Source organism: Gluconobacter albidus (genome assembly GCF_002723915.1).
Classification (GTDB): domain Bacteria; phylum Pseudomonadota; class Alphaproteobacteria; order Acetobacterales; family Acetobacteraceae; genus Gluconobacter; species Gluconobacter albidus.
The window spans coordinates 1-23,462 of record NZ_BEWL01000017.1; the positions used below are offsets into that span (position 1 = coordinate 1).

Below are 23,462 nucleotides of genomic sequence, written 5' to 3' on the forward strand. Positions count from 1 at the left end.
GTCGCTTGGTCTGCATCTTATACAAGTTGGACAGGATCAAGCGGATTTCTGGCAATGCGACAAGTTCACGCTGCTTGTTTTTTCCATGAACAAAAATAGTGATTAGATCATCCGTTGTATTGATGTTTTGCCATTTCAAATTGAACCATTCGCAAGGGCGGCATCCGGTATATAGAAGAAATTCAAAATAATATTTTATAAGCTGCTTACCAAATCCGCGTCTTGCATATTCGATATCTTCTTCTAACTGATTTCTGACAACTTTTATTTCAGTATCATTAAAAGCTGAACGTCGTGTTATCTGGATATTTGTTTTAATTCTGGGGATGTCTGTGACAAACCTTTGGCGTTCACAATAGCCCAAAAACGAATTGATCCAGTTAATTTCTAATTTGATGGTGCCATCAGCAATTTCTTTGCGAAGTTTATATTTTCTTCCGGTGTATGTTCTTCCGAATGTTCGTCTGAAGTCAGGATATCGGTTTATATATTCCTGCGAAATTTCATTGGGCTTTTTGTTTTGAAAGAATTTTTTTATAACAACAGAAAATATAAGATTAAAATTGCAATCTTTTTTCTTGCTGTCTTTATGTTTTATATAATGATCTATGAAGCTATCAAAAGTTGAAAAATTGATATTAATTCCAGCTTCCTTTTTTAATATTATATCATAATATATTTTTTGCGCCTTCGTGCGGGCTTCAGTTTCATCTTCAGTTTTTAAAGATTTCCGAATTACTTTTTCATCTACGGTAAAACGAACAGACCAATTTGGTGAACGGTCCTGCTTGTAAAGTGTGTATGGGCTTTTTGGCATAATTGAACGCACCCTTATTTTTTAAGGCCATAAACTGGATGCCAAAAATATGTTTTGCGGCATCACTTACCGCTAAGTGCTTACTAAAGGGGTATAGTCAAGCGTTCATAGGTCGTTGAAAACAAACGGTATTTTCTTACTTTTGCTTGTGACGGAAAATTGCGTTCGTATACGGACAAGAGCGTCTTGTTGCGCAGAATCTCCGTTCTGAAAAGAGGGGTGAGAACGTTGCTTCGTGCGACGGGAGTGCCATAAAGGGGCATTACATCCTTGCGGACGGCCCCATGCACATATTTTCTCAGGACGACGCATCCGCCAGGGCGGGGGCATGGCTGACCGTAAGCCTGAAAGCCATTGCCAATAATTACGATCTTGTAGCCGGGCTCGGCGCGGGGGCTGAATGTGCCGCGGTGGTCAAGGCGGATGCCTATGGACTGGGAGCGGCGCAGGTGGCGCAGGCTCTGGCCGGGCGGGGTGCCGGAACATTCTTTGTCGCGCATCTTGATGAAGGCATTGCGCTACGGGCTGTCCTGCCCCAGGCACGGATTTTCGTGCTGCATGGCTTCATGCCGGGTTGTGAGGGCAGTATGGCGGCTCACGGCCTCATCCCCGTTCTGAACAGTCTCGATCAGGTACGGAGCTGGAAACGGTTCTGCGAGCAGGCGGGGCAGGCTTTTCCGGCGGCGCTCCAGTTCGATAGCGGGATGTCGCGCTTCGGTCTGAGTATTGAGGATCTGGCGGAACGCGCCCTCTTCAACGGGCTGAACCTGCAACTCGTCATGAGCCATCTGGCCTGTGCGGATATGCCTGACAGCTCGGCCAACGAGATGCAGCGACAGCGTTTTGTGACGATGGCAGCGGCTTTTCCCGGTGTTCCCCGCTCTCTGGCGGCATCATCGGGAATTTTTCTTGGTCCGGACTATCATTTTGAACTGATCCGGCCCGGCGCGGCCCTTTATGGAATTGCGCCTTCCGAAGGACGTCGTGTTCTCGCGCCAGTCGTTTCGCTCGATGCACGGATTGCACAGATCCGGACGATACAGGCCGGAGACCGGGTGGGATATGGCCTGAGCTGGACGGCCCCGAAAGCCACGCGGGTTGCCACGCTCGGCCTTGGATATGCAGACGGGTTTTTCCGTGCTCAGGCCGGTCAGGCAAGTGTCTGGTATGGCCGAACGCGGCTCCCGGTTATCGGGCGTGTCTCAATGGACAGCATTTCCGTGGATATGACCGAGGCGCCTGCCGACCTGAAAGCGGGAGATGTGCTTTCCGTTCTCGGCCCGCAGCAGGATGTGGATGCGCTGGCACGGTCCGCAGGGACGATCGGATACGAAGTCCTGACCGCGCTGGGGAGCCGCTTTCATCGTGTTTATGTGCCGGCGGGCTAACCTGTCTCAGACCGATTTGCGGATCGAGATGGAGACAGTCCGGCCCAGCGGATCCAGAAAAGCGGGTTCATAGCCCGCCGGTGTCACGCCAAGGCCGTTACGGGCGCGGATGCGGCTGTTGAACAGGTTGCTGACCGATACCATGACCCGGAAATTCTTGGCCCAGCTGCGCTTCTGCCAGCGCGGAATTTCCCCCAGATCGGCAAAGGCCGTCGTATCCACCGTGGCCAGATCGCTGAAGAACAGGCTGCTGGCATGGGTGCTGGCGAGCGTTGACGTTGCGGACTGCCATTTGGTCACGAGGCGGAAGCCGAACCCGTTTTTGAAGACACCACCCTGAAGCTCGACTTCATGCCGTGGCTGGCCCCCTGTTCCGCCGATGGTCCCGCCGTTGAGCAGGTCGATGGGAGGCAGCCCCCCGCGGAGCTGCACGGTGTCCTTGAGGCGCCAGACCTGCGTCAGAACAATATAATACCGTCCTCCCGCAGCATGTTTCCCGCCTTTTCCTTCCGGCTTTTTTCCAAGCGGTCTGGAAAACGAGAATGTCGCGTTCCACTCATTGCGCTTCTCCATCAGCGCATTGACCGGACGGATATCGACGACGTCGAGAATTCCGTCCGAATTGCGCTGGTAGCGGTCTGGGAAAGCGTCTTCGATGGCGGCGGTCGCGGTGGGCAGGCTCATGACCGGGTTGTGGTTCCGGTCCCGAACGTAGTTCACATGCAGACGGGCACCGTCGAGAAAGCTCGGGGAAATAATCGTCCCGATACTGATTTCGTGCCGGTCTGCGGCCTGAAGGTTCCGGTTGCCGCCTGAAATCGTCGTCACCTGCACCGACCGTCCGGTGACGTAATCATAGGTCGTGACGTTGGGCGTCTCGATTTGCGGGGCAATGAGGTCCGTGGCGCCGGGGGCCTCGGTGCGGTCGGTGACGGAGAACGGGAACTGGACCCACGGCGCAGGCTCCCACGTCACGCCGCCGCCGATCGTTCCCAGCGTTCCGAAATGGGACACCTGGCTGATGGCACCATTGATGTTCGCATCGAGCTTGCCCAGAAACGACAGGACATGCTTGCGCGCATTGGCAATGGGAATATCGCCGTCGATCTGAAGGGTTCCGACGTCGCGGCTGATATGGGTGCGTTGCAGCTTGCCCTGACTGAGCGAGGTGGCGTTCTGTTCCGTCAGGGTGCCGGTCGGCGCGATGCTGGTGGAGACATCCCCCGCGGGCAGGGAAAAGAGCGAGCCCGACAGCAGGCCCGTGACTTCGCCGCTCGTGCCGGTAGTGTGGCCGCGATTGACCAGACGGCTGTTCAGCCAGTTGCGGTCCACTTCAGAGAACGGATCGAAGCTGCCGAGGCCGCTGGTCAGGGCTGTCTGGGCGGCGCTCAGGTCAAGGCCGGTCTGGCTGTTGGTGGACGTGGTGGAGCGGTCGAAACTCCCGGTGCTGTTCCATTTCCAGTCCCCGACATCGCCGTTGAAATTCAACCCGGCATGAACGGTGTCCGTATGCGCCGTGTGTTGCAGGGCGGGAACGGTGGTGTAGTTCCGGTAGAGCAGCGTGTCCTGGAAAAACGGCGAATAAAGGCTGTCAGCCGGAAGGGTGAGGATGCCGCGTGCCGGTCCCTGAAGGCTTTCGGAATTGCTGTGGGTGTAGCTGGCATTGAATGACGCCGAAACAGTCTTGAAGATCTGGTCGGCATAGACGCCGTTCAGGCTCAGTTCATGTGTTCGGGGCTGCAGGCTGTAATCCGAGGCGTTCGAACTGACATGCGGCGCATTGGCATAGGCCGTGAAATCCTGAAGCGTCGGAACCTGCCCTGCCACCAGTGATGGTACGCCTGCGGATGTAACGCTCTGCCCGACCAGCGCATCCAGAGCCGGATCGAGGCTGCCACCACTGACAGACGTGACATTGCCCGCGTTGGAATACAGGCCGCTTGCGGACGGGGGCGTGACACCGCGATCACTGTCGAGCAGACGGGCCTGCGCCTCATAACGCGCGCTCAGATTGATCCGCCGTTCGCCTGAGAGTTTCGTAAAACTCGCGCCCAGAACCCCGTCGTCTCCCCCACCATCGGTGGAAGTGCTGCCATAGGCACGCATCCGGACAGCGCGGAAATTCTTCACGGTAATGATGTTCACCACGCGCTCATCAGCCGGATAGCCGTAACGCAGGGCTTCTTCCTCGGTGAAGATCTCGATACGGGCAATGGCTTCGAAGGGCAGGTCGTTGACTTCCTGCATTCCCGAAATGCGCTTGCCGTTGAGCAGCACAACCGGCGTATTCCCGGTAGCGCCCCGGCCCGAACGGGTTTCGGGGGCAATGGCCGTCAGGAGATCGGCTGCGGTATCGACGCCATAGGAACGGATCTCATCGGACTGGATCTGCATGATCGCCTTGGCATCCCCCAGAACGGCTCCGGCGGGTTTGTGGCCCTTGACGACGATCTTTTCGTCTCCGTTCACGGAGGTCGTGGATGTCGTAACGCTTGTGCCGCTGCTCTGTGCTGCGGGCGGTGTCGCAGTGGAAGCAGGCGTGGTCTGTGCGAATGCGGAGGCGCTGCACATCAGCCCCCCGATACCCCAGACAACCCTGAGAACCGGACAGAGCAGCGGGCGGCTCACAGACGGAAGAATGCCGATTTTCAGGTCATGGTCTGGCATGCGCTCTTCTGCCTGCTCCTGCATTGTCGTGCGGGCCTGAACGTCCACATCAGATGCAGAATGTCACGAATCCGTAAGGATTTCGTAACAGCGGAAGGCCATTTGAAGCCGCTTCTGACGGATTTGCCTCCGCATGTCGAGCCTAAAGGGCGGTTCAGCCCGCCACCATGTTCCGGCTTCGTATCATGTTCCGGCGCGTTTCCTCGTCCAGAATGTCGCGGATCCGGCGCGTCAGTTCGGTCGCATCGGTATATTTTCGGCCATAGGTCAGATTGAACGTATGGTCGAAATCATCCGGGTTGAGCCCGGCATTGTGCTGGCTGATGGTCTCGATCTTGTCGAACGCCTTGGCCAGCCGTGCTTCCGGAGAAGCCGCGTTTTCATACTCGTCCCACAGCGCCAGAAACTCCTCCTGAAGCTCATCAGGCAGGGGGGCCATGATCGTCAGCAGGTCTTCGCGCTCCTGCGCCGCTTTGTTGGCGGACGCATGAGCGGAGATTGCGGGGACGTCGCCATGAATGGCTTCGCCGAGATCATGAAGAATGCAGATTTTCAGAAGCTTCAGAAGGTCGATGCCTTCAAGCTGGTCGGCAAAAGTCATGACCAGAAGACAAAGGGCCCAGGTATGTTCCGCCGTGCTTTCGGTCTGCCCACCATGGGTATAGGTCCGTCTGAGGATATCCTTCAGCCGGGATGCTTCCCGAAGAAAATCGAGGCGCTTTTCAAGATCGCCTTTCGTCATGAAGCAAAGTCCAGTCTGTGGTGAGCGCCTTATCGGACAAGCGCGTACAGGATTTCATACCCCACAAAGGAGGCAACGGCCAGCAGCACGAGCAGGATGATGAAGCCGGGCCCCTGCTGGAGGGATCTGAAGATTTTGACCATCAATCCAGCCATGAGACACGCTCCCTGAAAGAAGTGCAGTCCGCGAGGCCAGTCAACAGCCTCTCTGCTTCTGAAGAATTACGCCATTTCTGCCGTGCCGTCTGCGGGAATATTCCTCCACGATCCGGGATTGTCATTTTCCGTTACCGTGCTGTCCTTGAGAACGCCATATTTCGCCGGGCATGATGGGCATCGACACAGTCGTGATGGAGTATCTCATGAAAAAAATTCTAGCTGTGGTTCTCGGGGCCACTCTGACGCTGTCGCTTGCAGCCTGTGACGGCCCTTACGATGGCCGTCGGGACAATGACCGGCATCACCATCATCATGGCGACAGGGGGTATGGTCAGAATATGGTCGGCCAGGGCATGGGAAGCCAGGGTCGTGGCGGTATGGGCGGTGGTGGCATAAGCGGCGGTCCGGGCGGACAGGGCGGCTGGTAACTGCCTTTGCGGGCCTGTGCTGACAGCGGATGCGTGCCCCGCCCCTGAAGACATGATTTTCGGATTTGACGTCGTGGCCGGGCTGTCGCTGAATGCGGCTTCATAAGCCTCTGCCTGCCCCAGATCCGGAAATCCGTGCCTCAATGAACAGCCAGCCTTCTCATTCCAGTTCAGACGCCCTTCCAGAGGGTGGCTGGTTTCCGGTCTCCCTTCGGCTCGCGGGGGCGCGCGTTCTGCTGGTAGGAGGTGGAGAAATCGCCGTAAACAAGGGGCGGCTTCTGCTCGATCATGGCGCGCGGATTGATGTTCTGGCCGAGACCCTCAATCCGGTTGTGCAGGGTTGGGTTGAGAGCGGCGCGGTGCGCCATGTTGGTGGACGGGCGGATGAGGCGGCCCTGAGGGAGTATCTGCCAGGCTGTCGGCTGGTCTATGCCGCAACCGATAGCCGCGAGGTCAACCGGCAGGTTGCGGCTTTGGCCGATGCGCTGAACATTCCTGTCTGCGCGGTAGATGATCCGCAGCCGTCGAGCTTCATCACACCGGCTCAGGTCCGCCGGGGCGGCGTGCGAGTGGCCGTGTCCACAGGGGGCGCCGCTCCGGTTCTGGCACGCCGTCTGCGTGAACAGATCGAGGCGCTCCTGCCCGAGGGGACGGGGCGTTTGTCCGCTTATATGCAATCCCGCAGGGCACGGGTTTCGGAGCATTACCCACAGGTGCAGGACCGCAAGCGCATCTGGGAGGATTTTCTGGATGGCCCCGGCGCGGAAGCCGCCCGGAATGGCGACGCGATCCGAGCGGATGCACTGCTGAACGCGCTTCTGGACGCGGAACGTAAACCCGGAGAGGTCTGGCTGGTTGGAGCCGGGCCCGGCGATCCGGATCTGCTGACCCTCAAGGCGCTGCGTCTGATGCAGAATGCGGATTGCGTCCTCTACGACAATCTCCTGTCTCCGGCCCTCCTCGGCATGGTTCGCCGGGACGCAGAACTCGTGTTTGTTGGCAAACAGCGGGACCGGCATGCCCTGCCGCAGGATGAGATCAACCGTGAAATGATCCGCCGCGCACAGGCGGGCGAACGCGTCCTGCGTCTCAAGGGGGGCGATCCGTTCATTTTCGGCCGCGGTGGAGAGGAAATCGAAGCGCTGGTAGAGGCCGGGGTCGCCTTTCAGCTGGTTCCGGGCATTTCCGCAGCGAACGGATGCGCGGCCTATTCCGGCATTCCCCTGACACATCGTGATTGTGCGCAGGCCTGCCTGTTCGTGACAGGACATGCGAAAGCCGACGGGGTTCTGGATCTGCCCTGGGACGACATGGCCGATCGTCGGCAGACAGTCGTGATCTATATGGGGATTTCAACCCTGCCGCAGCTTGCCGCCGGACTTCTCGAAAAGGGACTGCCGGCAGACTGGCCCGTGGCGATCGTGGAGCGCGGCACACAGCCGTCTCAGCGTGTGCTGACCGGGACGCTGAGCACCATTGCGCAACAGGCGGCCGAAGCGCGGGTGAAATCGCCTGCGCTGGTGATCGTGGGGCAGGTGGTGCGGCATCGGGTGATTTCCCCCTGATCTGCATGGCGTGAAGGGAGACTCTTTCAGCCATGCTATGAATGCATATCCCTCTTCACGCCCGTGCGGGTTGCCCGAAGGTCGGGCAGCCTGTGAAACTCCTGTCCTTTCAGTCACATCGCGTTCCACACACCGAGGCCCCATGACCACACTTGCGTCCATTATCGTCTCGATCGCAGAGGAAATGCGGACGGCCTCCGAACGGGGTGCTGTTGCCAATTACATTCCTCCCCTCGCACGAGTGGACCTTAACCGCTTCGGCATGGCCGTCGTGGGGATGGATGGAGAGACACACACGGTCGGGGATGCGGCTGTTCCGTTCTCGGTGCAGAGCGTGTCCAAGGTGTTCAGCCTCAGCATGGCGCTCAATGCGATGGGGGAGGAGTTGTGGGGGCGCGTACGTCAGGAGCCTTCGGGCAGCGCGTTCAACTCCATCATCCAGCTTGAAAACGAGCACGGCATTCCGCGTAATCCGTTCATCAATGCGGGCGCCATCGTGATCGCCGATATTCTGGTGTCCCGCTATGGCCGCGAAAATGCCCGCACGCGCCTGCTGGATTTCCTGCGTCCGCTGGTGGATGATCCGGCCTCGATCGACATCGACACGGATGTCGCGCGGCAGGAACGCGAAACCGGCTTTCGCAACATGGCGCTTGCGAACTATATGCGGACCTTCGGCAATATCCGTAATGTCGTCGAAGACACGCTGGATTTCTATTTCCATCAATGCGCCCTCACCATGACCTGCCAGCAGCTCGCGCAGGTCGGGACCTATCTCATGACGGGCGGCCTGAACCCGCTGACCAGCGAGCGCGTCATGTCAGAGCGCAACGCCCAGACGATCCTCGCGCTGATGATGATGTGCGGCCATTATGACGGTTCGGGGGCCTTTGCCATCCGTGTGGGTCTGCCCGGAAAATCCGGTGTCGGAGGCGGCATTCTCGCGATTGCGCCGGGTGTGGCGTCCATCGCGGTGTGGTCGCCGGGGCTGAACGCGCAGGGCAATTCCCTGTTGGGCACGCGTGCGCTGGAACGGCTCGTGCAGCATACGGGATGGTCGGTGTTCCGGGCCAGCCCGTGGGTCGCCAACCCGACCTGACGCTCAGCCCGCCAGGGTGTCGTAAAGCAGCTTGAAGTTCAGCAACAGGATGAGCCCCGCCACGCCCCATGACAGGATGCGAACGGGCAGCGAGATCACGAATTCGCCCATCTTGCGCCGGTCCGAGACGAACATGACCAGCGGTATGACAGCAAAGGGCAGTTGCAGCGACAGGATGACCTGACTGGCCATCAGCAGATCGCCCACCCCCCGGTTACCATAGATCAGCGTGACGATCGCCACGGGAATGATCGCCAGCCCGCGGGTCAGCAGCCGCCGCGCCCAGTGCGGGATGCGAAGGTGCAGAAAGCCTTCCATGATGATCTGTCCGGCCAGAGTGCCGGTGATTGTGGAGTTCGTTCCGGCCGCCAGAAGTGCCAGCGCGAACAGCGTGGAGGCGATGCCCAGCCCGAGGATCGGGGAGAGCAGTCTGTAGGCATCCTGGATTTCCGCCACATCCTGATGGCCGGAATTATGGAACGCCGCTGCCGCCACGATCAGGATGGCCGCATTGATGAACAGCGCCAGCGTCAGGGCAATCGTACTGTCCCACGTCGTCCAGCGGATTGCGTCCCGCCGTCCGGCCGGAGTGCGTTCGTAGGCGCGGGTCTGGACGATCGAGGAATGCAGATACAGGTTATGCGGCATGACCGTGGCACCGATGATGCCGATGGCGATATAAAGCATCCCCGGCGTCGTCACGATTTTCGGATCGGGGATCAGACCAGCCAGAATGCTGTGAACGGGCGGAGCTGCCGCGACGAGCTGGACCCCGAAGCACAGGGCGATGATCCCCAGAAGCGCGATCACGAACGCCTCCAGATACCGGAAGCCCCGGTTCATCAGCATCAGCACGATCAGCGCGTCCAGAATGGACAGCAGGGCGCCTCCGAGGAGGGGCAGACCGAACAGGAGCTGAAGCGCCACTGCCGTGCCGATGACTTCCGCCAGATCGCAGGCAATGATGGCCAGTTCACAGGCTAGCCACAGAACGATGTTCACGCACGGGGAAAAATGGCTCCGGCAGGCCTGTGCGAGATCCTGCCCCGTCGCAATCCCGAGGCGGGCGGAGAGTGCCTGAAGCAGGATCGCCATGAGGTTCGACAGCATGATGACGCAGAGCAGCGTATAGCCATACCGCGCGCCGCCCTGAAGGTCGGTGGCCCAGTTTCCCGGGTCCATATAGCCGACCGAGACCATGAATCCCGGCCCGACGAACGCCATGAAACGGCTGAACCACGACGCTTCCGCACCCGGAACGCGGATGCTGGAGAACACATCGGGCAGGCTCGGGCGCATGGCTGGGGAGGGCGTACGGGGGGCGTTGGTGTCAGGCATCGGGATTGTATTCAATCCCATCCGGAATTTATATTCAATATGCTATATTGATGAGCCTCATGAAAAATACGGAATCTCTGGAAATCGTGATCGTCCGGACTGGCACAGCGGTCCGGAATGTTTTATTCCGCCGTGAATAATGTTTTCTGGATAGAGGCACAGGACGGGAATGGAACGGAAAAAACGGCTGAAGGACACCGCGCCGAAGGAGACGCTGCCTGATGTCGAAACCCATTCCGAAGGCTTCCGCGCCAATCGTGAGGCGCGGCGCAACGTTCTGGTGGAAGACTATGTCGAGCTGATTTCGGATCTGCTGTCGGAAGGGCAGGAAGCCCGGCAGGTCGATATCGCCGGGCGTCTGGGCGTGTCTCAGCCGACAGTGGCGAAAATGCTCGCCCGTCTCGCGACGGAAGGCTACGTCACGCAGAAACCTTACAGAGGGGTATTTCTGACGCCTTCCGGACAGGAAATGGCGGACAGGGCGCGGCACCGGCACCGGATCGTAGAGGCGTTTCTGCTGGCGCTCGGCGTCAGTGAAGAAAATGCCCGCGTCGATTCCGAAGGCGTGGAGCACTACGTCGGAAGCGAGACTCTGACGCTGTTTGAAAAGGCGATCCGGGGCAATCTGAAGCAGTTCATGCAGGACTTGCCGGACGCCTGATATTCCGTGTCTGAAATCTGCACTCAGGTGCAGATTTCGAGATTGACGTCTTCCTGCGCCAGAGCCTTCGCGATGGATGGCTTGAGATGGGAATCAGTCAGGACATGGTCGAATTCCGACAGGGACGCCAGCCGGTGCAGGCCACCTTTGCGAAACTTCGTGCTGTCCACCAGCAGGACGCACTGGTCCGCCATATCCATCATGATCCGCTTGACCTTGACCACATCCTGATCGTTCTGGAACGCGGTGGCGTTATGGATGATGGACGTCGAGAGGAACATCATGTTGGCCCGCAGGGATTGCGCGGCCTGCTCGCAGACCAGACCGAAAAACGCATTGCGCGGCGGATTATAGTCGCCGCCAAGGCAGATCAGTTTCAGGTTGGGATAGGGCGAGAGCGCCTGAATCACACCGACGGCATTGGTAATGATCGTCAGGGGCGCAAGAGCGGGCAGAAGCGGCAGCATGGCCGCGACCGTTGTGGAGTCATCAAGAACCAGAACCTGCTCGGGCTGGATCAGCGAGACGGCACGCTGGATGATTGCGTCCTTGAGATCTGTCGCGCGTGAGCGTCGGAAATTGACGGTTTTCTGCGTCGTAACCTTGTTGCGCAGGACGATGCTGCCATGCAGCTTGTCGATCAGGCCCTGCTGCACGAGGGCGTGGGAGTCGCGGTGGATTGTCATGCGACTGACCCCGAAACGCTCCGCCAGACCTTCGATGGTGGCGCTTCCGGATTCGAGAAGGACGTCGAGGATCTGTTTCTGCCGGGCCGAATTATCCCGCCGTTTCGAACTCTGCGGCGAGGCGGTGGTGATCACGGAGCCCGAACCATCAGTCATGTGTAAAATCGATTCCTGAGCGTGAAAGCAAACAGACGAATGTAAAATCATACATATCATATCAGAGCGGAAGGAACCTGTAACGTCCGTTGAGCGAAATCCGGCTCTAAAAAGGTGACTACTGGTCTTAACCCGTGATTTTCAGAACATGCGCGGTATTTTCCCGCAGTAATGCACACGCCTGCGCGTCTTTGGTCAGGTCAATCCCGTAGGCGGGAAAGACCTGACGCAGACGAGGCAGCCAGTCCGCCTCTGTCAGCCGTCCGGGGAAGACCTGCTGGATAACCTGAAGGGCCACGGAGGCTGCAATCGACGCTCCGGGAGAGGCGCCGAGAACCGCCATGAGGGAACGGTCGGCGCTTTTGACGAGTTCGGTGCCAAAACGCAGTGTTCCGTGCAGTCCTGTGTCCGGTCGGATGATCTGGACGCGCTGTCCGGCCACGACTTTCGTCCAGTCCTCGGGTCTGGCCGTCGGGTAGAAGTCCTGAAGGGCTTTGAAGCGGGCCTCGTTCGTCTGGAGAACCTGACGCACGAGATAGTCCAGCAGTCCGAGATTGTCCTTTCCGGCGGTCAGGGCGGGAATGATGTTTCGAGGCGTCAGGGAGCGGAAATAATCCGTCCAGGAGCCGCTTTTGAGAAATTTCGTGGAAAATCCCGCATAGGGCCCGAAGAGCAGGCATGATTTTCCGTCGATGACGCGCGTATCGAGATGCGGGACCGACATGGGGGGCGAACCGACAGCGGCCTTGCCGTAAACCTTGGCGTGGTGCTGCCCGGTAATGGCCGGATCCATGCAGCGTAGCCACAGGCCGCTGACGGGGAAACCGGCATAATGTGCCGCTTCGGGAATTCCGGAGGCCTGAAGCAGTGGCAGCGCATTGCCCCCCGCGCCGATGAACACGAAACGCGCCAGAACCGTGGTCGTGTAGCCGCTTTCGGTATCTGTGGCCGTCACGCGCCAGCGGCCGTCCGTGGTGCGTGTCAGGCCGGTGACGCGATGATTGTAGTGAATGGCGATGTTGCGGTCTGTCTTGAGAGAGGCCGTCAGCGCGTGGGTCAGGGCGCCGAAATTGACGTCCGTGCCTCCTCTGATGCGCGTAGCCGCAACGGGCTGTGACGTATCGCGCCCTGCCATCACAAGGGGCGCCCATTGCGCGATGACGGCCGGATCGGACGTGTATTCCATATCCGCAAAACAGTGATGGGCGACCATCGCCTCGTAACGGGCCTTGAGAAAGGCTACGTTTTCTGCCCCCCAGACCAGACTGATATGCGGACAGGGCTGCACGAAGGAGGCCGGATCGGCAATGCGGCCTTCGCGGACCCAGTGCGCCCAGAGCTGCCTTGAGAGGTCGAATTCCGTGTTGATCGCCAGCGCCTTGGAAATGTCGATGCTGCCATCCGCGCGCTGTGGCGTATAGTTCAGTTCGCAGTTCCCGGCATGTCCGGTCCCGGCATTGTTCCAGGCATAGGAACTTTCCTGCCCGCAATCGGCCAGCGTCTCGAACATCATCATCGACAGCGACGGATCGAGCTCGCGCAGCAGGGCCGCAAGTGTGGAACTCATGATCCCCGCACCGATCAGAACGACATCGGGGCAGAGGCTGGAAACTGACGGCATGAGGCTGAAATCCGGCAAGGGCTGGAAAGAAAAGAGGACAAAAGATCCCCGAAAGTTCAGCCCGTGTAAACAGGGCCCGCAGGCAGGAGCTTGCCGGGATTGAGGATATGATGCGGGTCCATCGTGTTTTTCAGCGCCCGCATCACGCCCAGGCTTCCAGCACCATGCTCGGTTTTCAGAAATTCCAGCTTGCCCATGCCAACGCCATGCTCACCGCTGCATGATCCGTTCAGCGACAGGGCGCGGGCAACGATTTTCCGGTCCAGATCGAGGGCACGTTCATGCCCTTCGGGTGTGTCGTCCGTAATGATGAGAGTATGGAAATTGCCGTCCCCAACATGGCCCAGAAGCGGTGCGCGCAGGCCGGACGCTTCGATATCGCGATGCACGCCTTCGATCAGCTCGCCCAGACGCGAAATCGGAACGATACAGTCCGTGGAAATGACCCGCGCGCCCGGAACAATGGCCTTTGCCGCCCAGTAGGCGTCATGCCGCGCTTTCCACAGACGGGTACGCTCTTCCGCACTCTCCGCCCACGCAAAACCCAGCCCGTTATTGCCTGACGCAATGGCTTCCGTCGTCTCGACCTGTTCGCGCACGGCCGCAGGCGAGCCGGTGAATTCGAAGAACAGTGTCGTCAGCGGCTGATATTCCGTGAGGCCGGAATACTGGATGGAGGCCGTCATCTGCACGCTGTCCATCAGTTCCACGCGGGTGATGGGAATGCCGCACTGGATGATTTCCATGGCGGTCCGGATCGCGTCATGCAGGCTCTCGAACTGGCAGATGGCCGCGGATACGGTCTCGGGGCGTCCATGCAGCCGAAGCTGGACTTCCGTGATGATCCCCAGTGTCCCTTCCGAGCCGACGAACAGCGACGTCAGGTCATAGCCGGTGGAGGACTTGCGGACGCGTCCGCCCGTGCGGATGATTTCGCCGGTTGCAAGCACAGCGGTCAGGCCAAGCACGTTTTCCTTCATCGTGCCGTAACGCACGGCGGCTGTACCCGAGGCGCGGGTGGCGCACATGCCACCAATCGTCGCTTCTCCACCCGGATCGACCGGGAAAAACAGGCCGGTATCGCGGATTTCCACATTCAGCGTCTGGCGCGTGATGCCAGCCTGAACCCGGCAGTCCAGATCCTCGGCGTTCAGTTCCACGATGCCGGTCATGCGCGACAGGTCGAGGCTGATGGCCTGTTCAGGCGGGACGACATGCCCTTCGACCGAGGTACCGGCCCCGAATGCCACAACCGGAACCCGCCATTCATGACACTGCCGCAAAACGGTTGCGACATCCTGCGTGCTTTCCGCGAACACGACCGCCTCGGGCAGTCGGGAGGCATTCATGGCCTCGCCGTGGCTGTGTTCCTCACGAACGGAGGGTGCGGTGCTGATCTGCTCTCCCATGACGGGCTGAAGGGCCTTGAGAATGGCCTGCAGGCGGTCCTGAGCAGGAAGGGAAGAGGCGGTCATGACTGGATCCGGCATAAAGACAGGACGCTCTTCATAGGCTGGATCTCAGGCTTGGGAAATATCTTCTGATTAATATGGGGGTATAGAATGAAATAATCTGTCTGAAACCGGATCCGCACTGAAAGATCAGGGCGCATTCCGGCAAGAGATGAAGCTTACTCAAAGAAAATATTGCTTGCCCGGCTGACGAAAATATACGTCCGCTCGTCACCCTTGGTGTTGACGATGATCCCCTGTTCGAGATCCGCCCCGACTTTCATGGCCGAGCCGATCACCAGAATTTTCCTGTTCAGCACCATGTTGCGGAAATCGCCACCAAACCGGATATCGGCATTATAGGCGACCGAAGATGTGATCTGTACGGCGACATTGGCCCGGTCCAGATACGTGTCTTCGGAGTTGAGAAAGACCATCTTGTTAAAAACATTCACGCTTTTGACGGTCATGACAAACGTACCGGGAACGACGGTCCGTTTGGATGTTGCCTGCAGCGTGTCGGCCGGTGTCAGCCTTTTTTCAAGAACCCAGTTGCCGGAACAGGCTGCCTGACTGATCAAAGTCGCAAACAGGGCCAGTGAACAGAGAATTTTGCGAGCGTTCATCTGAATATTGCCACCGACAGTGAAAATGCCGGTTGAGCGTAGGAGAGAATATTCAGGATGTCGTGCGAAATTTTTATGTCCCGTCAAATAAAAACCCGTCTCAGGGCGTGAAGACGACTGTCCTGTTGCCGTTGATGATGGTCCGGCGTTCGATGTGATACCGGACTGCACGTGCCAGAACGCGACGTTCGATATCGCGTCCTTTGCGGATCAGGTCTTCAGGCGTGTCGGCATGGGAAATACGCTCCACATCCTGTTCGATGATCGGACCTTCATCCAGATCACGCGTAACGTAATGGGCGGTTGCACCGATCAGCTTCACGCCGCGGGCAAAAGCCTGATGGTACGGGCGCGCACCCTTGAAGCCGGGCAGGAAGGAGTGGTGGATATTGATGCAGCGACCGGACAGGCTGGCGGCCATCTCGTTTGACAGAACCTGCATGTAACGCGCGAGAATAACCAGTTCGGCACCGCTCAATGCCAGCAGTTCCAGCACATGGGCTTCCTGCGCGGGCTTCGTTTCTTTCGTGACGGGCACGTGATCGAATGGAATGCCGTAGAAATCCAGATCCGCGAACACTTCGCGTGGATGGTTCGATACGATACCAACCGGCTCGATTGGCAGTTCCCCGATACGCCAGCGATAGAGCAGATCGACCAGACAGTGATCGAAGCGGGAGACCATCAGCAGGACCTTCGGCTTGACGCTGCGATCATGCAGGGCCCACTCCATACTGAAACTGTTCCCCAGAATGGCCAGCGCCTCCTGGAGCTGTTGCATGCCGGTCCGGTCTTGTGCGACTTCGAAGACGATCCGCATGAAGAAGACCGTGCTGTCCCGGTCATCGAACTGCTGAGCTTCCGTGATGTTGGCATCCAGCTCCGCCAGCTTCCCGCTGATGGCCGCCACGATACCCGGGCGGTTGGGGCAGGAAAGCGTCAGGACATAGGTCGTCTGCGGAACTGAAGAGGCCGTCATGGAAGGTCTTTTCCCGTCTTTATGAAAGTCTGCCGTCCTCAGACGGTAAAGTATTTTGCCCGAGGATTCAGCATCACAAGGGCTGATGTCGACTGTTCCGGGTGCAACTGATAGCCGTCCGAAAGCGACACGCCGATGCGTTCGGCATCCAGCATTTTCAGGATCGGTTCCTGATCCTCCAGGCGCGGGCAGGCGGGATAACCGAAGGAATAGCGCGAGCCGCGATAGGACTGTGAGAGCAGCTTTTCCATGTCGCGGTTGTCATCGCCCGCGAAGCCCAGTTCGGCGCGAATGCGCTTGTGGGTGTATTCCGCCATGGCTTCCGCCATCTCGACCGACAGGCCATGCAGGTACAGATAGTCCTGATAGCGGTTGTCCTCGAACCACACCCGCGCCAGATCGGACGCTTTCTGCCCGACCGTTACGACCTGAAGCCCAACCACATCGCGCACGTCATCGCTGATGTCCCGCACGAAATCGGCGATGCACTCGCCGTCGTCCTTGGGCTGGCGCGGCATGGCAAAGCGTGCGGCTTCCGTTTTGCCGTCCTCTTCGAACAGCACGAGATCGTTCCCGTCGCCCGCCGCCTTCCAGTACCCGTAAATCGCCTGCGGCCGGATGATGTCCTGTTCAGCACTCAGCGCCAGCATCCGCTTGAGCACGGGGCGCAGTTCGATCTTGGCGTATTCCATGAATTCGTCGAGAGAGCGCCCCTGTTTCCTGAAGCCCCACTGAAACTGGTACAGTGACCGTTCATTGAGAAACGGCAGAACCGCATTCGGCGTCGCTTCCAGAACCCGTGCTCCCCAGAACGGTGGCGTAATGACAGGCTCGGAGCCTGAAATGCGCTCACGCCGGGCTTTTGCAGCGTCACGATCCACCTCACCAAAGCCCCGCGTTTCCGCGATTTCCGGCGCGCGTTCCGTCTTTCGGCTCGCCTGGCTGGCGCGGCGCGTCTGGATAGCGCCCAGATAGGAATCGAGGTCGTTGTTGGCAATTTTGTCCATCAGGCCCAGACCGTCGAACGCATCGCGCGCATACGCTACACGTCCCGGTTCACCGGCACCGTAGGAGCGGGCGCATTCTTCCTCGACGTAATTCCGCGTCAGGGCCGCGCCGCCAAGAATAACCGGAAGGTCAAAGCCCTGACGGTGCATTTCCGCGAGATTTTCGCGCATGATAACCGTGGATTTCACCAGAAGCCCGGACATGCCCAGCGCATCGGCGTTATGTTCCTTCACGGCCGCAATCATGTCCGCCAGTGGCACCTTGATGCCCAGATTGATGACCCGGTAGCCGTTATTGGTCAGGATGATGTCCACAAGGTTCTTGCCGATATCGTGCACGTCACCTTTGACGGTGGCGAGCACCATCGTGCCGCGATGCTGGCCTTCCGTGCGCTCCATATGTGGCTCAAGCCAGGCGACGGCAGTCTTCATCGTCTCGGCGGACTGCAAAACGAACGGAAGCTGCATCTTGCCCGAACCGAACAGCTCGCCCACAACCTTCATGCCGTCCAGCAGAACATTGTTGATGATATCGAGCGGCGGCATTTCCGCCATCGCATCTTCCAGATCCTGCTCGATGCCCTTGCGGTCACCGTCCACGATCCGGTCCTTCAGACGTCCTGCGGGTGTTTCCGCACGACGCTTTTTGACGGCATCGGCGGCTTTCCGGCCCGCAAACAGTTCCAGCAGCTTCTGGAGCGGATCGTAGTCTTCGGTGCGACGGTCGAAGATCAGATCTTCCGCAACCTTGACCTCTTCAGCAGCGATCAGATGCAGCGGACGGATCTTGGAGACATGCACGATCGCGCCCGTCATGCCCGCCTTGACGGCATGGTCGAGAAACACCGAGTTCAGCACCGCACGCGCAGCCGGGTTCAGACCGAAGGAAATGTTCGACAGGCCGAGAATGATCTGGATGTCGGGGAATTTGTCGCGGATCAGCTTGATGCCTTCAAGCGTCCACTGCCCGAGCTTGCGGTCATCTTCCACGCCCGTCGCGATGGTGAAGGTCAGCGGGTCGATCATCAGGTCAGACTGCGGCAGCCCGTACTGGGTGCAGGCGAAATCAACCAGACGTTCGGCAATGCGCAGCTTGTCCTGCGGCTCCTTCGCCATGCCGACTTCGTCGATCGTCAGTGCAATCATCGCCGCGCCGAACTTGCGGGCCAGCTTCATGCGGTCATGGGCCTGCTGCTCACCATCCTCGAAATTGATCGAGTTGATGATCGGCTTGCCCCCATGCAGCTTGAGCGCGGCCTCAATGACGGGGGTTTCGGTGGAATCGATCACCAGCGGCGCATTCACAGACGACGTGAAGCGTGTGACGACCTCGTTCATTTCACGGACTTCATCCCGTCCGACGAATGCCGTGCAGATGTCGAGCGCATTGGAGCCCTCGGCGGCCTGTTCACGACCGATGGCGACGCAGCCGTCCCAGTCATTGGCTTCCTGAAGCTCGCGCCATTTCTTGGAGCCATTGGCGTTGCAGCGCTCGCCGATGGAGAAATAGCTGTTCTCCTGACGGAGCGGTGTCTGGGTGTAGAGGCTGGATACCGACGGCATCCAGACCGTGCTGCGCTTGACCGGGGCAGGGCGCAGTTTCGTGCCACCAAGACGACGCAGCATCCCGTCCAGCGCCTGAATATGCGGCGTGGATGTGCCACAGCAGCCGCCAATCAGGTTCAACCCGTCTTCCTTGACGAAGCGCTCCATCCAGACGGCCATTTCTTCGGGGCTGAGCGGATAGACGGTCTTGCCGTCCACAAGCTCGGGCAGGCCGGCATTGGGCTGCATGGAAATGAGGCCAGGCCAGTTTTCTGACAGCCAGCGCACATGCTCGCCCATTTCCTGCGGGCCGGTCGCGCAGTTCAGGCCGAGTGAGGGGACGTCCAGCGCCTGAACGGTGGTGGCGGCCGCGGCGATATCGGGGCCGACCAGCAACGTACCGGTGGTCTCGACCGTCACCTGCACGAAGATCGGCGCATCCGAACCCAGTTCGATCCGCGCAATCTTGGCAGCATTCACGGCCGCCTTGATCTGAAGCGTGTCCTGACACGTCTCGATCAGGAACCCGTCCACGCCACCGTCGAGCAGGCCACGGCACTGTTCGACCAGACCGGCTTCCAGATCGTCATAAGCAATGTTGCCCAGCGTCGGCAGCTTCGTGCCCGGACCGATGGAGCCCATGACGTAGCGGTGCCGTCCGTCGGAGAACGTTTCGGCCGCCTCACGGGCCAGCGTCGCAGCCGTACGGTTGATTTCGCGTGTACGGTCCTGCAGCCCGAACTCCGCCAGCGTGACGATGGAGCCGCCGAACGTGTTCGTCTCCACCATGTCCGCACCGGCTTCGAAATAGCCGCGATGGATTTCGCGGACGAGTTCCGGACGCGAAAGGTTCAGGATTTCCGTACAGTTTTCCTGCCCCCAGTAATCGCGCTCGACTTCGAGATCCAGCATCTGCACCCGGGACCCCATACCGCCATCACAGAGCAGGACCTGATCGGCGAGGGCGTCAAGCAGATGGGGGCGTGAGGACATGGGCAGCAGGCTCTGTAACTGGAAAGGACGGGAGACGGGTTCGGGAACCCGCGATCAAGGCAGCGCCTCCATACACAGCGAGAGGCAGGGACGGTGTAGCAAAACGCCTGCGCGGCGGCAAAGAATCCCGGACAGGAAAATCGGGGCATAAAATAGGGGACATGAAAATGCTGCCCGGTTGCGCTGGCCCTGCTAAAGAGGATGCAATGACCGCGTCCCGCACGTCCCTGATCCCCCTGAACTTCCTGTCCGGAGCGTCTTCATGGCCGGAAGAGCGCAGACGTCATGCGCTGCTCATCGGCAACGCACGTCCTGAGGAGGCGTGGGGCGATGTCGCCGCCATTCCCGCACCGTCGCCCTTCAGGAACCGCCACGCTACGGGATGCCTGTGTTGCAGCCGTGATCCGGTGGCCATGGTTCTGGCACAGGCTTTCCAGGACCGCGTGACGGGCAGACGCCCGTTTTTTCACGAAGTGGCGGTTCTGACTGCCCCGCAGGAGATGTCGGCGCTCCGGCAGCAGCTTGAAAATGACGTGCTGGTCCGGGCGCGTTACCGGCTTGTGTCCTGAAGCCGGTGGTTTCTGTCTTCTGGAACGCTTCAGCAGTTCGGGTCTATGCTCGCTGGGGACTTCGGGATAACTGGACGACATGACGACAGACGCACAACAGGATGGCGAACAGGACGGGCCGCTGCGGCAGCGCAAGAAGGACCGCACCCATGCCGCGCTGGTGCGCGAAGCCATGCGCCTGTTTTCGACTTATGGTTATGAAGAAACGTCCGTCGATGAAATTGCAGAAGCCGCGCAGATCTCGCGTCGGACGCTCTTTCGTTATTTTCCGGGCAAGGCCGATATCATTCTCGCCTGGACCCACGGCGTTACAACGATCCTGACCGATGCCATTCGCGCCGTGCCGCTGGACGTTCCGCTACAGGACGCCGTTCTGGCAGGGCTTGTGCCGGTCGTCGCCTGTTATTCGTCCGACCGGATGGATGCCTATGGGGTCGTCAGGCTGGTGGAACAGACGCCCGCGCTGCGTGACATGGCCCTGCGTCGCTATTCCGAATGGGAGGAAACACTCGCTTCCGCCCTGATCGCCCGCTTGCCCGCCACCGAAATGCCGTCCCTCGTGGCCCGTTTGCTGGCCCGGACGGCGATTGCGACGTTCCGGACGGCTCTGGACGAATGGGTCAAGACCGAAGGCCGGTCGGATCTTGAAACCATCCTGCGCCGGACCTTCACGCTTCAGCCCCTGCTGTGGCAGAACGATTTCCCGATGAGTTCAGGCTGAACCCCGCTCAGAGGTCCAGCTCGATGCTGAAATGGTACGTCCGTGGCAGACCGGCCACGGCAGAGTTGGTGGCGTTGCTGACGCCATTGATGCTGGATGGATAGACGGAAGCCCAGTAGCTCTGGTTCGTCACGTTGTTCACACCAAAGCGGAACACCAGCGGCTGGCCATAGGCATGGGTCGCGTACCGTGCGCCCAGATCCAGCGTGACGTAAGACGGCGCAAAGGTCGTGTTGTAAACATTGGCAGCGCGACGGCCCATATAATGAACATTCGCGTTGACGGCCGCGCCTTTGAGAAACGGCAGGCGATAATCCAGCAATGCATTCGCCATCAGTGGCGGGACGCCCACAACCTGCTTGTTGGCCGTCAGCGACGATCCCGTGCCCAGCATCTGGGCATCAAGCCATGTCATGCCACCAAGAAATGTCAGATTATCGGTGATATTGCCCGATGCCTGAAATTCGACGCCATAGTTCCGCTGCGTGCCGTAATTCGCATAGACATGCGTCACAGGGTCCGTGAAGCCGAACGGACGTGACATGCGGAAGCCCGCAATGTTGACCTGCATGCGCTTGGCGATCAGGATTTTGTAGCCGACTTCATATTCTTCCGACCGCAGCGGTGCCGTGACGTCATTCACGTTGACCGACCCCACCGGGGCGGTCGTTCCCGCCTGTAGCGAACGTCCCCATGTGAAATACAGCGTCTGGCTGTCCGTCGGCTTGTACATCAGGCTCGTCATCGGGCTGAATGCGGCGGCGCGTGTGTAGCTGGATGTCTTGGTGCCCGTCTTGGCGTAGTTGTTGGTGCTCAGCCAGCTCCAGGCGAGGGAGCCCATGATCGACCAGTGCTTGCCCAGCGAAATGGTATCGCCTGCCAGCAGCGACTGGTTCATCGTATCAGCGGATTTGTAGCGGCCGGAATAATAAGGCTGAACGCTTGAGAAGCTCTTGGGATGGCCGATCGTGGCCTCCCCCAGTGTCAGGGTGCCGGTGGAAGAGGTGGGGTTGTAGTTCCCCATCACATAGCCATTCGTGCCGAGTTCGATCTGGTGCCGCAGCGGACCGGTGCGGAATTTGCCGTTCAGGTAAGCCATGTTGCTCCCTGCAACGAAATCATTGGCCGTGAGGGCCGCGGAAATCGTCTGGCGGTAGAGGCCCGAGGAATTCAGAAGCTGGTTGGACGTGCTGAAGACATTGCGCGCCGCATTCTGCCACAGACCGCCCAGCTTGAGGCTCCAGTTGTCGTTGAAATTATGGATGATCTTGGCCAGAGCCGTATCGGTTTCCATGTTGTAGCCCGCCTGAGGCTGGCCATAACCCTTCTGGCTCAGGTCCGGTGCCTGGGGGAGCTGGATTGCGGTGCTGTAGGCGAAACCGCCCGGATAGCCGCGCTCGGCATAGGTGTACTGGCTGGCATCGAGCTGGATGACAGTCTTGTCCGAGAGGTGAATGTCGAAATCGCCACTGACGAGGTCACGCCGAAGATGCGAACCTTCGACATAGCCTTCGCCGTTCTGGTTCAGCAGGTTGAGGCGGTATCCGAACCACCTGTTTTTTCCTACGCGCCCCGAGACATCCGCGCTCTCCAGAGGAGAACCGATGGAATCCGTCCCCACGACAAAGCGTTCGGTCATACGGTCCGTCGGACGCTTGAGCGTGAAGTCGAACGTGCCAGCCGGGTTCTGCGGCCCGTAAAGCGCGCCTGCCAGACCGTTCAGAACCTGAAGGCTGTCGAACTGTTCGGCGGCGTAGGGCGTGGTGATGACCATGTTCAGCCCGTCCATGCGGGTGTTGGCAATCACATCGCCTTCAAAGCCACGGGACTGGGGCCGGCTGGTATTTGGATCCCCGCGCATTTCAAGCTGGGCGGACGGCACATACGCTACGAGATCATTAATATTGCGGCTCTGTTGGTTCACCAGCACATCATGCGGGACAACCATGATGGACATGGGGGTGTCCAGCACCGGACGTGTTCCAAGTGGCCCCAGCGCCACGTCTTTGTTCAGATAATCCGCAGCGGTTCCGGAGCCGTTGCGGCTGTGAACCGTGATTGTTTCGGGTTTTGGTGCAGGCGATGCGGTGTGGGGTGACGACGCAGCCGCGGTCGTCTTGGGCTTGGGGGCCGGTTGTGTCTCGGCTGCAAAGGCGGGCATACTGCTCAGGACAGATCCGGAAAGAAGACAAAGCAGCAGACGTGCGGATTTCATGAGCGGTCCTGATCAGTCGGTATGGGTAGG

The 23,462-nt window shown here is 59.3% G+C and carries 19 protein-coding genes; 7 read left to right on the forward strand and 12 right to left on the reverse strand.

Translation table 11 applies throughout. From position 1 onward, the window contains the following. Positions 1-817 (reverse strand): site-specific integrase (locus GAL01_RS15560; RefSeq protein WP_145995653.1); only part of this gene is annotated, 817 nt, incomplete at its 3' end. Between the two features lie 284 nt (positions 818-1,101). Between GAL01_RS15560 and alr the strand changes: the two genes are divergently transcribed. Next, positions 1,102-2,205 carry an alanine racemase gene (alr, locus tag GAL01_RS14200; RefSeq protein ID WP_062028347.1) on the forward strand — a complete coding sequence of 368 codons (1,104 nt, stop codon included), beginning with the start codon at positions 1,102-1,104 and terminating at the stop codon, positions 2,203-2,205. Positions 2,206-2,211: 6 nt separating this feature from the next. On the opposite strand, the gene GAL01_RS14205 is transcribed toward alr, so the two are convergent. The 3 genes from GAL01_RS14205 to GAL01_RS16100 all read right to left on the reverse strand — a co-directional run bounded on the left by GAL01_RS14205 (position 2,212) and on the right by GAL01_RS16100 (position 5,769). Next, entirely contained in the window at positions 2,212-4,872 is a 2,661-nt protein-coding gene (locus GAL01_RS14205; protein WP_062028391.1) for a TonB-dependent receptor plug domain-containing protein, read from the reverse strand. Between the two features lie 154 nt (positions 4,873-5,026). Continuing rightward, on the reverse strand, positions 5,027-5,614 hold the full coding sequence (locus tag GAL01_RS14210) for an HD domain-containing protein (RefSeq protein WP_062028349.1): 588 nt from the start codon (positions 5,612-5,614) through the stop codon (positions 5,027-5,029). Positions 5,615-5,643: 29 nt separating this feature from the next. Then, a complete protein-coding gene (locus tag GAL01_RS16100; protein ID WP_255308594.1) occupies positions 5,644-5,769 on the reverse strand; it encodes a hypothetical protein in 126 nt (41 codons plus the stop codon). 206 nt (positions 5,770-5,975) lie between these two features. Here GAL01_RS16100 and GAL01_RS15565 point away from each other — a divergent pair, with 206 nt between their 5' ends. The 3 genes from GAL01_RS15565 (at position 5,976) to GAL01_RS14225 (ending at position 8,864) form a co-directional block, all read left to right on the forward strand. After that, positions 5,976-6,200 (forward strand): hypothetical protein, encoded by a 225-nt coding sequence (locus tag GAL01_RS15565; protein ID WP_145995654.1) that lies wholly within the window; start codon positions 5,976-5,978, stop codon positions 6,198-6,200. Positions 6,201-6,343: 143 nt separating this feature from the next. Continuing rightward, positions 6,344-7,765 (forward strand): siroheme synthase CysG, encoded by a 1,422-nt coding sequence (gene cysG / locus GAL01_RS14220; protein WP_062028353.1) that lies wholly within the window; start codon positions 6,344-6,346, stop codon positions 7,763-7,765. 142 nt (positions 7,766-7,907) lie between these two features. Continuing rightward, positions 7,908-8,864: a glutaminase gene (locus GAL01_RS14225; protein WP_062028355.1), complete on the forward strand. Its 957-nt coding sequence runs from the start codon at positions 7,908-7,910 to the stop codon at positions 8,862-8,864. A 3-nt stretch (positions 8,865-8,867) separates the two neighbouring features. On the opposite strand, the gene GAL01_RS14230 is transcribed toward GAL01_RS14225, so the two are convergent. Beyond that, positions 8,868-10,202, reverse strand: coding sequence for an Nramp family divalent metal transporter (locus GAL01_RS14230; protein WP_062028356.1), 1,335 nt, complete (start codon positions 10,200-10,202; stop codon positions 8,868-8,870). Positions 10,203-10,371: 169 nt separating this feature from the next. Between GAL01_RS14230 and mntR the strand changes: the two genes are divergently transcribed. After that, complete coding sequence (gene mntR / locus GAL01_RS14235; RefSeq protein WP_062028357.1) at positions 10,372-10,863, forward strand: manganese-binding transcriptional regulator MntR; 492 nt, start codon at positions 10,372-10,374, stop codon at positions 10,861-10,863. A 23-nt stretch (positions 10,864-10,886) separates the two neighbouring features. Here the strand turns inward: mntR and GAL01_RS14240 are convergent, their stop codons facing one another. The 6 genes from GAL01_RS14240 to metH all read right to left on the reverse strand — a co-directional run bounded on the left by GAL01_RS14240 (position 10,887) and on the right by metH (position 19,927). Next, positions 10,887-11,705 carry a DeoR/GlpR family DNA-binding transcription regulator gene (locus GAL01_RS14240; RefSeq protein ID WP_062028358.1) on the reverse strand — a complete coding sequence of 273 codons (819 nt, stop codon included), beginning with the start codon at positions 11,703-11,705 and terminating at the stop codon, positions 10,887-10,889. 127 nt (positions 11,706-11,832) lie between these two features. Continuing rightward, entirely contained in the window at positions 11,833-13,326 is a 1,494-nt protein-coding gene (gene mqo / locus GAL01_RS14245) for a malate dehydrogenase (quinone) (RefSeq protein ID WP_062028359.1), read from the reverse strand. Positions 13,327-13,382: 56 nt separating this feature from the next. Further along, positions 13,383-14,801, reverse strand: coding sequence for an FAD-binding oxidoreductase (locus GAL01_RS14250; protein ID WP_062028362.1), 1,419 nt, complete (start codon positions 14,799-14,801; stop codon positions 13,383-13,385). 155 nt (positions 14,802-14,956) lie between these two features. Further along, complete coding sequence (locus GAL01_RS14255) at positions 14,957-15,403, reverse strand: hypothetical protein (RefSeq protein ID WP_145995655.1); 447 nt, start codon at positions 15,401-15,403, stop codon at positions 14,957-14,959. 100 nt (positions 15,404-15,503) lie between these two features. After that, a complete protein-coding gene (gene purU, locus GAL01_RS14260) occupies positions 15,504-16,382 on the reverse strand; it encodes a formyltetrahydrofolate deformylase (RefSeq protein ID WP_062028367.1) in 879 nt (292 codons plus the stop codon). A 38-nt stretch (positions 16,383-16,420) separates the two neighbouring features. Beyond that, the gene (gene metH / locus GAL01_RS14265; protein WP_062028369.1) at positions 16,421-19,927 is read right to left on the reverse strand and encodes a methionine synthase; all 3,507 of its coding nucleotides are present in this window, start codon (positions 19,925-19,927) and stop codon (positions 16,421-16,423) included. Between the two features lie 206 nt (positions 19,928-20,133). Between metH and GAL01_RS14270 the strand changes: the two genes are divergently transcribed. Further along, the gene (locus GAL01_RS14270) at positions 20,134-20,496 is read left to right on the forward strand and encodes a hypothetical protein (protein ID WP_062028372.1); all 363 of its coding nucleotides are present in this window, start codon (positions 20,134-20,136) and stop codon (positions 20,494-20,496) included. A 79-nt stretch (positions 20,497-20,575) separates the two neighbouring features. Next, complete coding sequence (locus GAL01_RS14275) at positions 20,576-21,217, forward strand: TetR family transcriptional regulator (protein WP_062028374.1); 642 nt, start codon at positions 20,576-20,578, stop codon at positions 21,215-21,217. A 7-nt stretch (positions 21,218-21,224) separates the two neighbouring features. Here the strand turns inward: GAL01_RS14275 and GAL01_RS14280 are convergent, their stop codons facing one another. After that, on the reverse strand, positions 21,225-23,432 hold the full coding sequence (locus tag GAL01_RS14280; RefSeq protein ID WP_062028376.1) for a TonB-dependent receptor: 2,208 nt from the start codon (positions 23,430-23,432) through the stop codon (positions 21,225-21,227). Between the last annotated feature and the right edge of the window lie 30 nt (positions 23,433-23,462).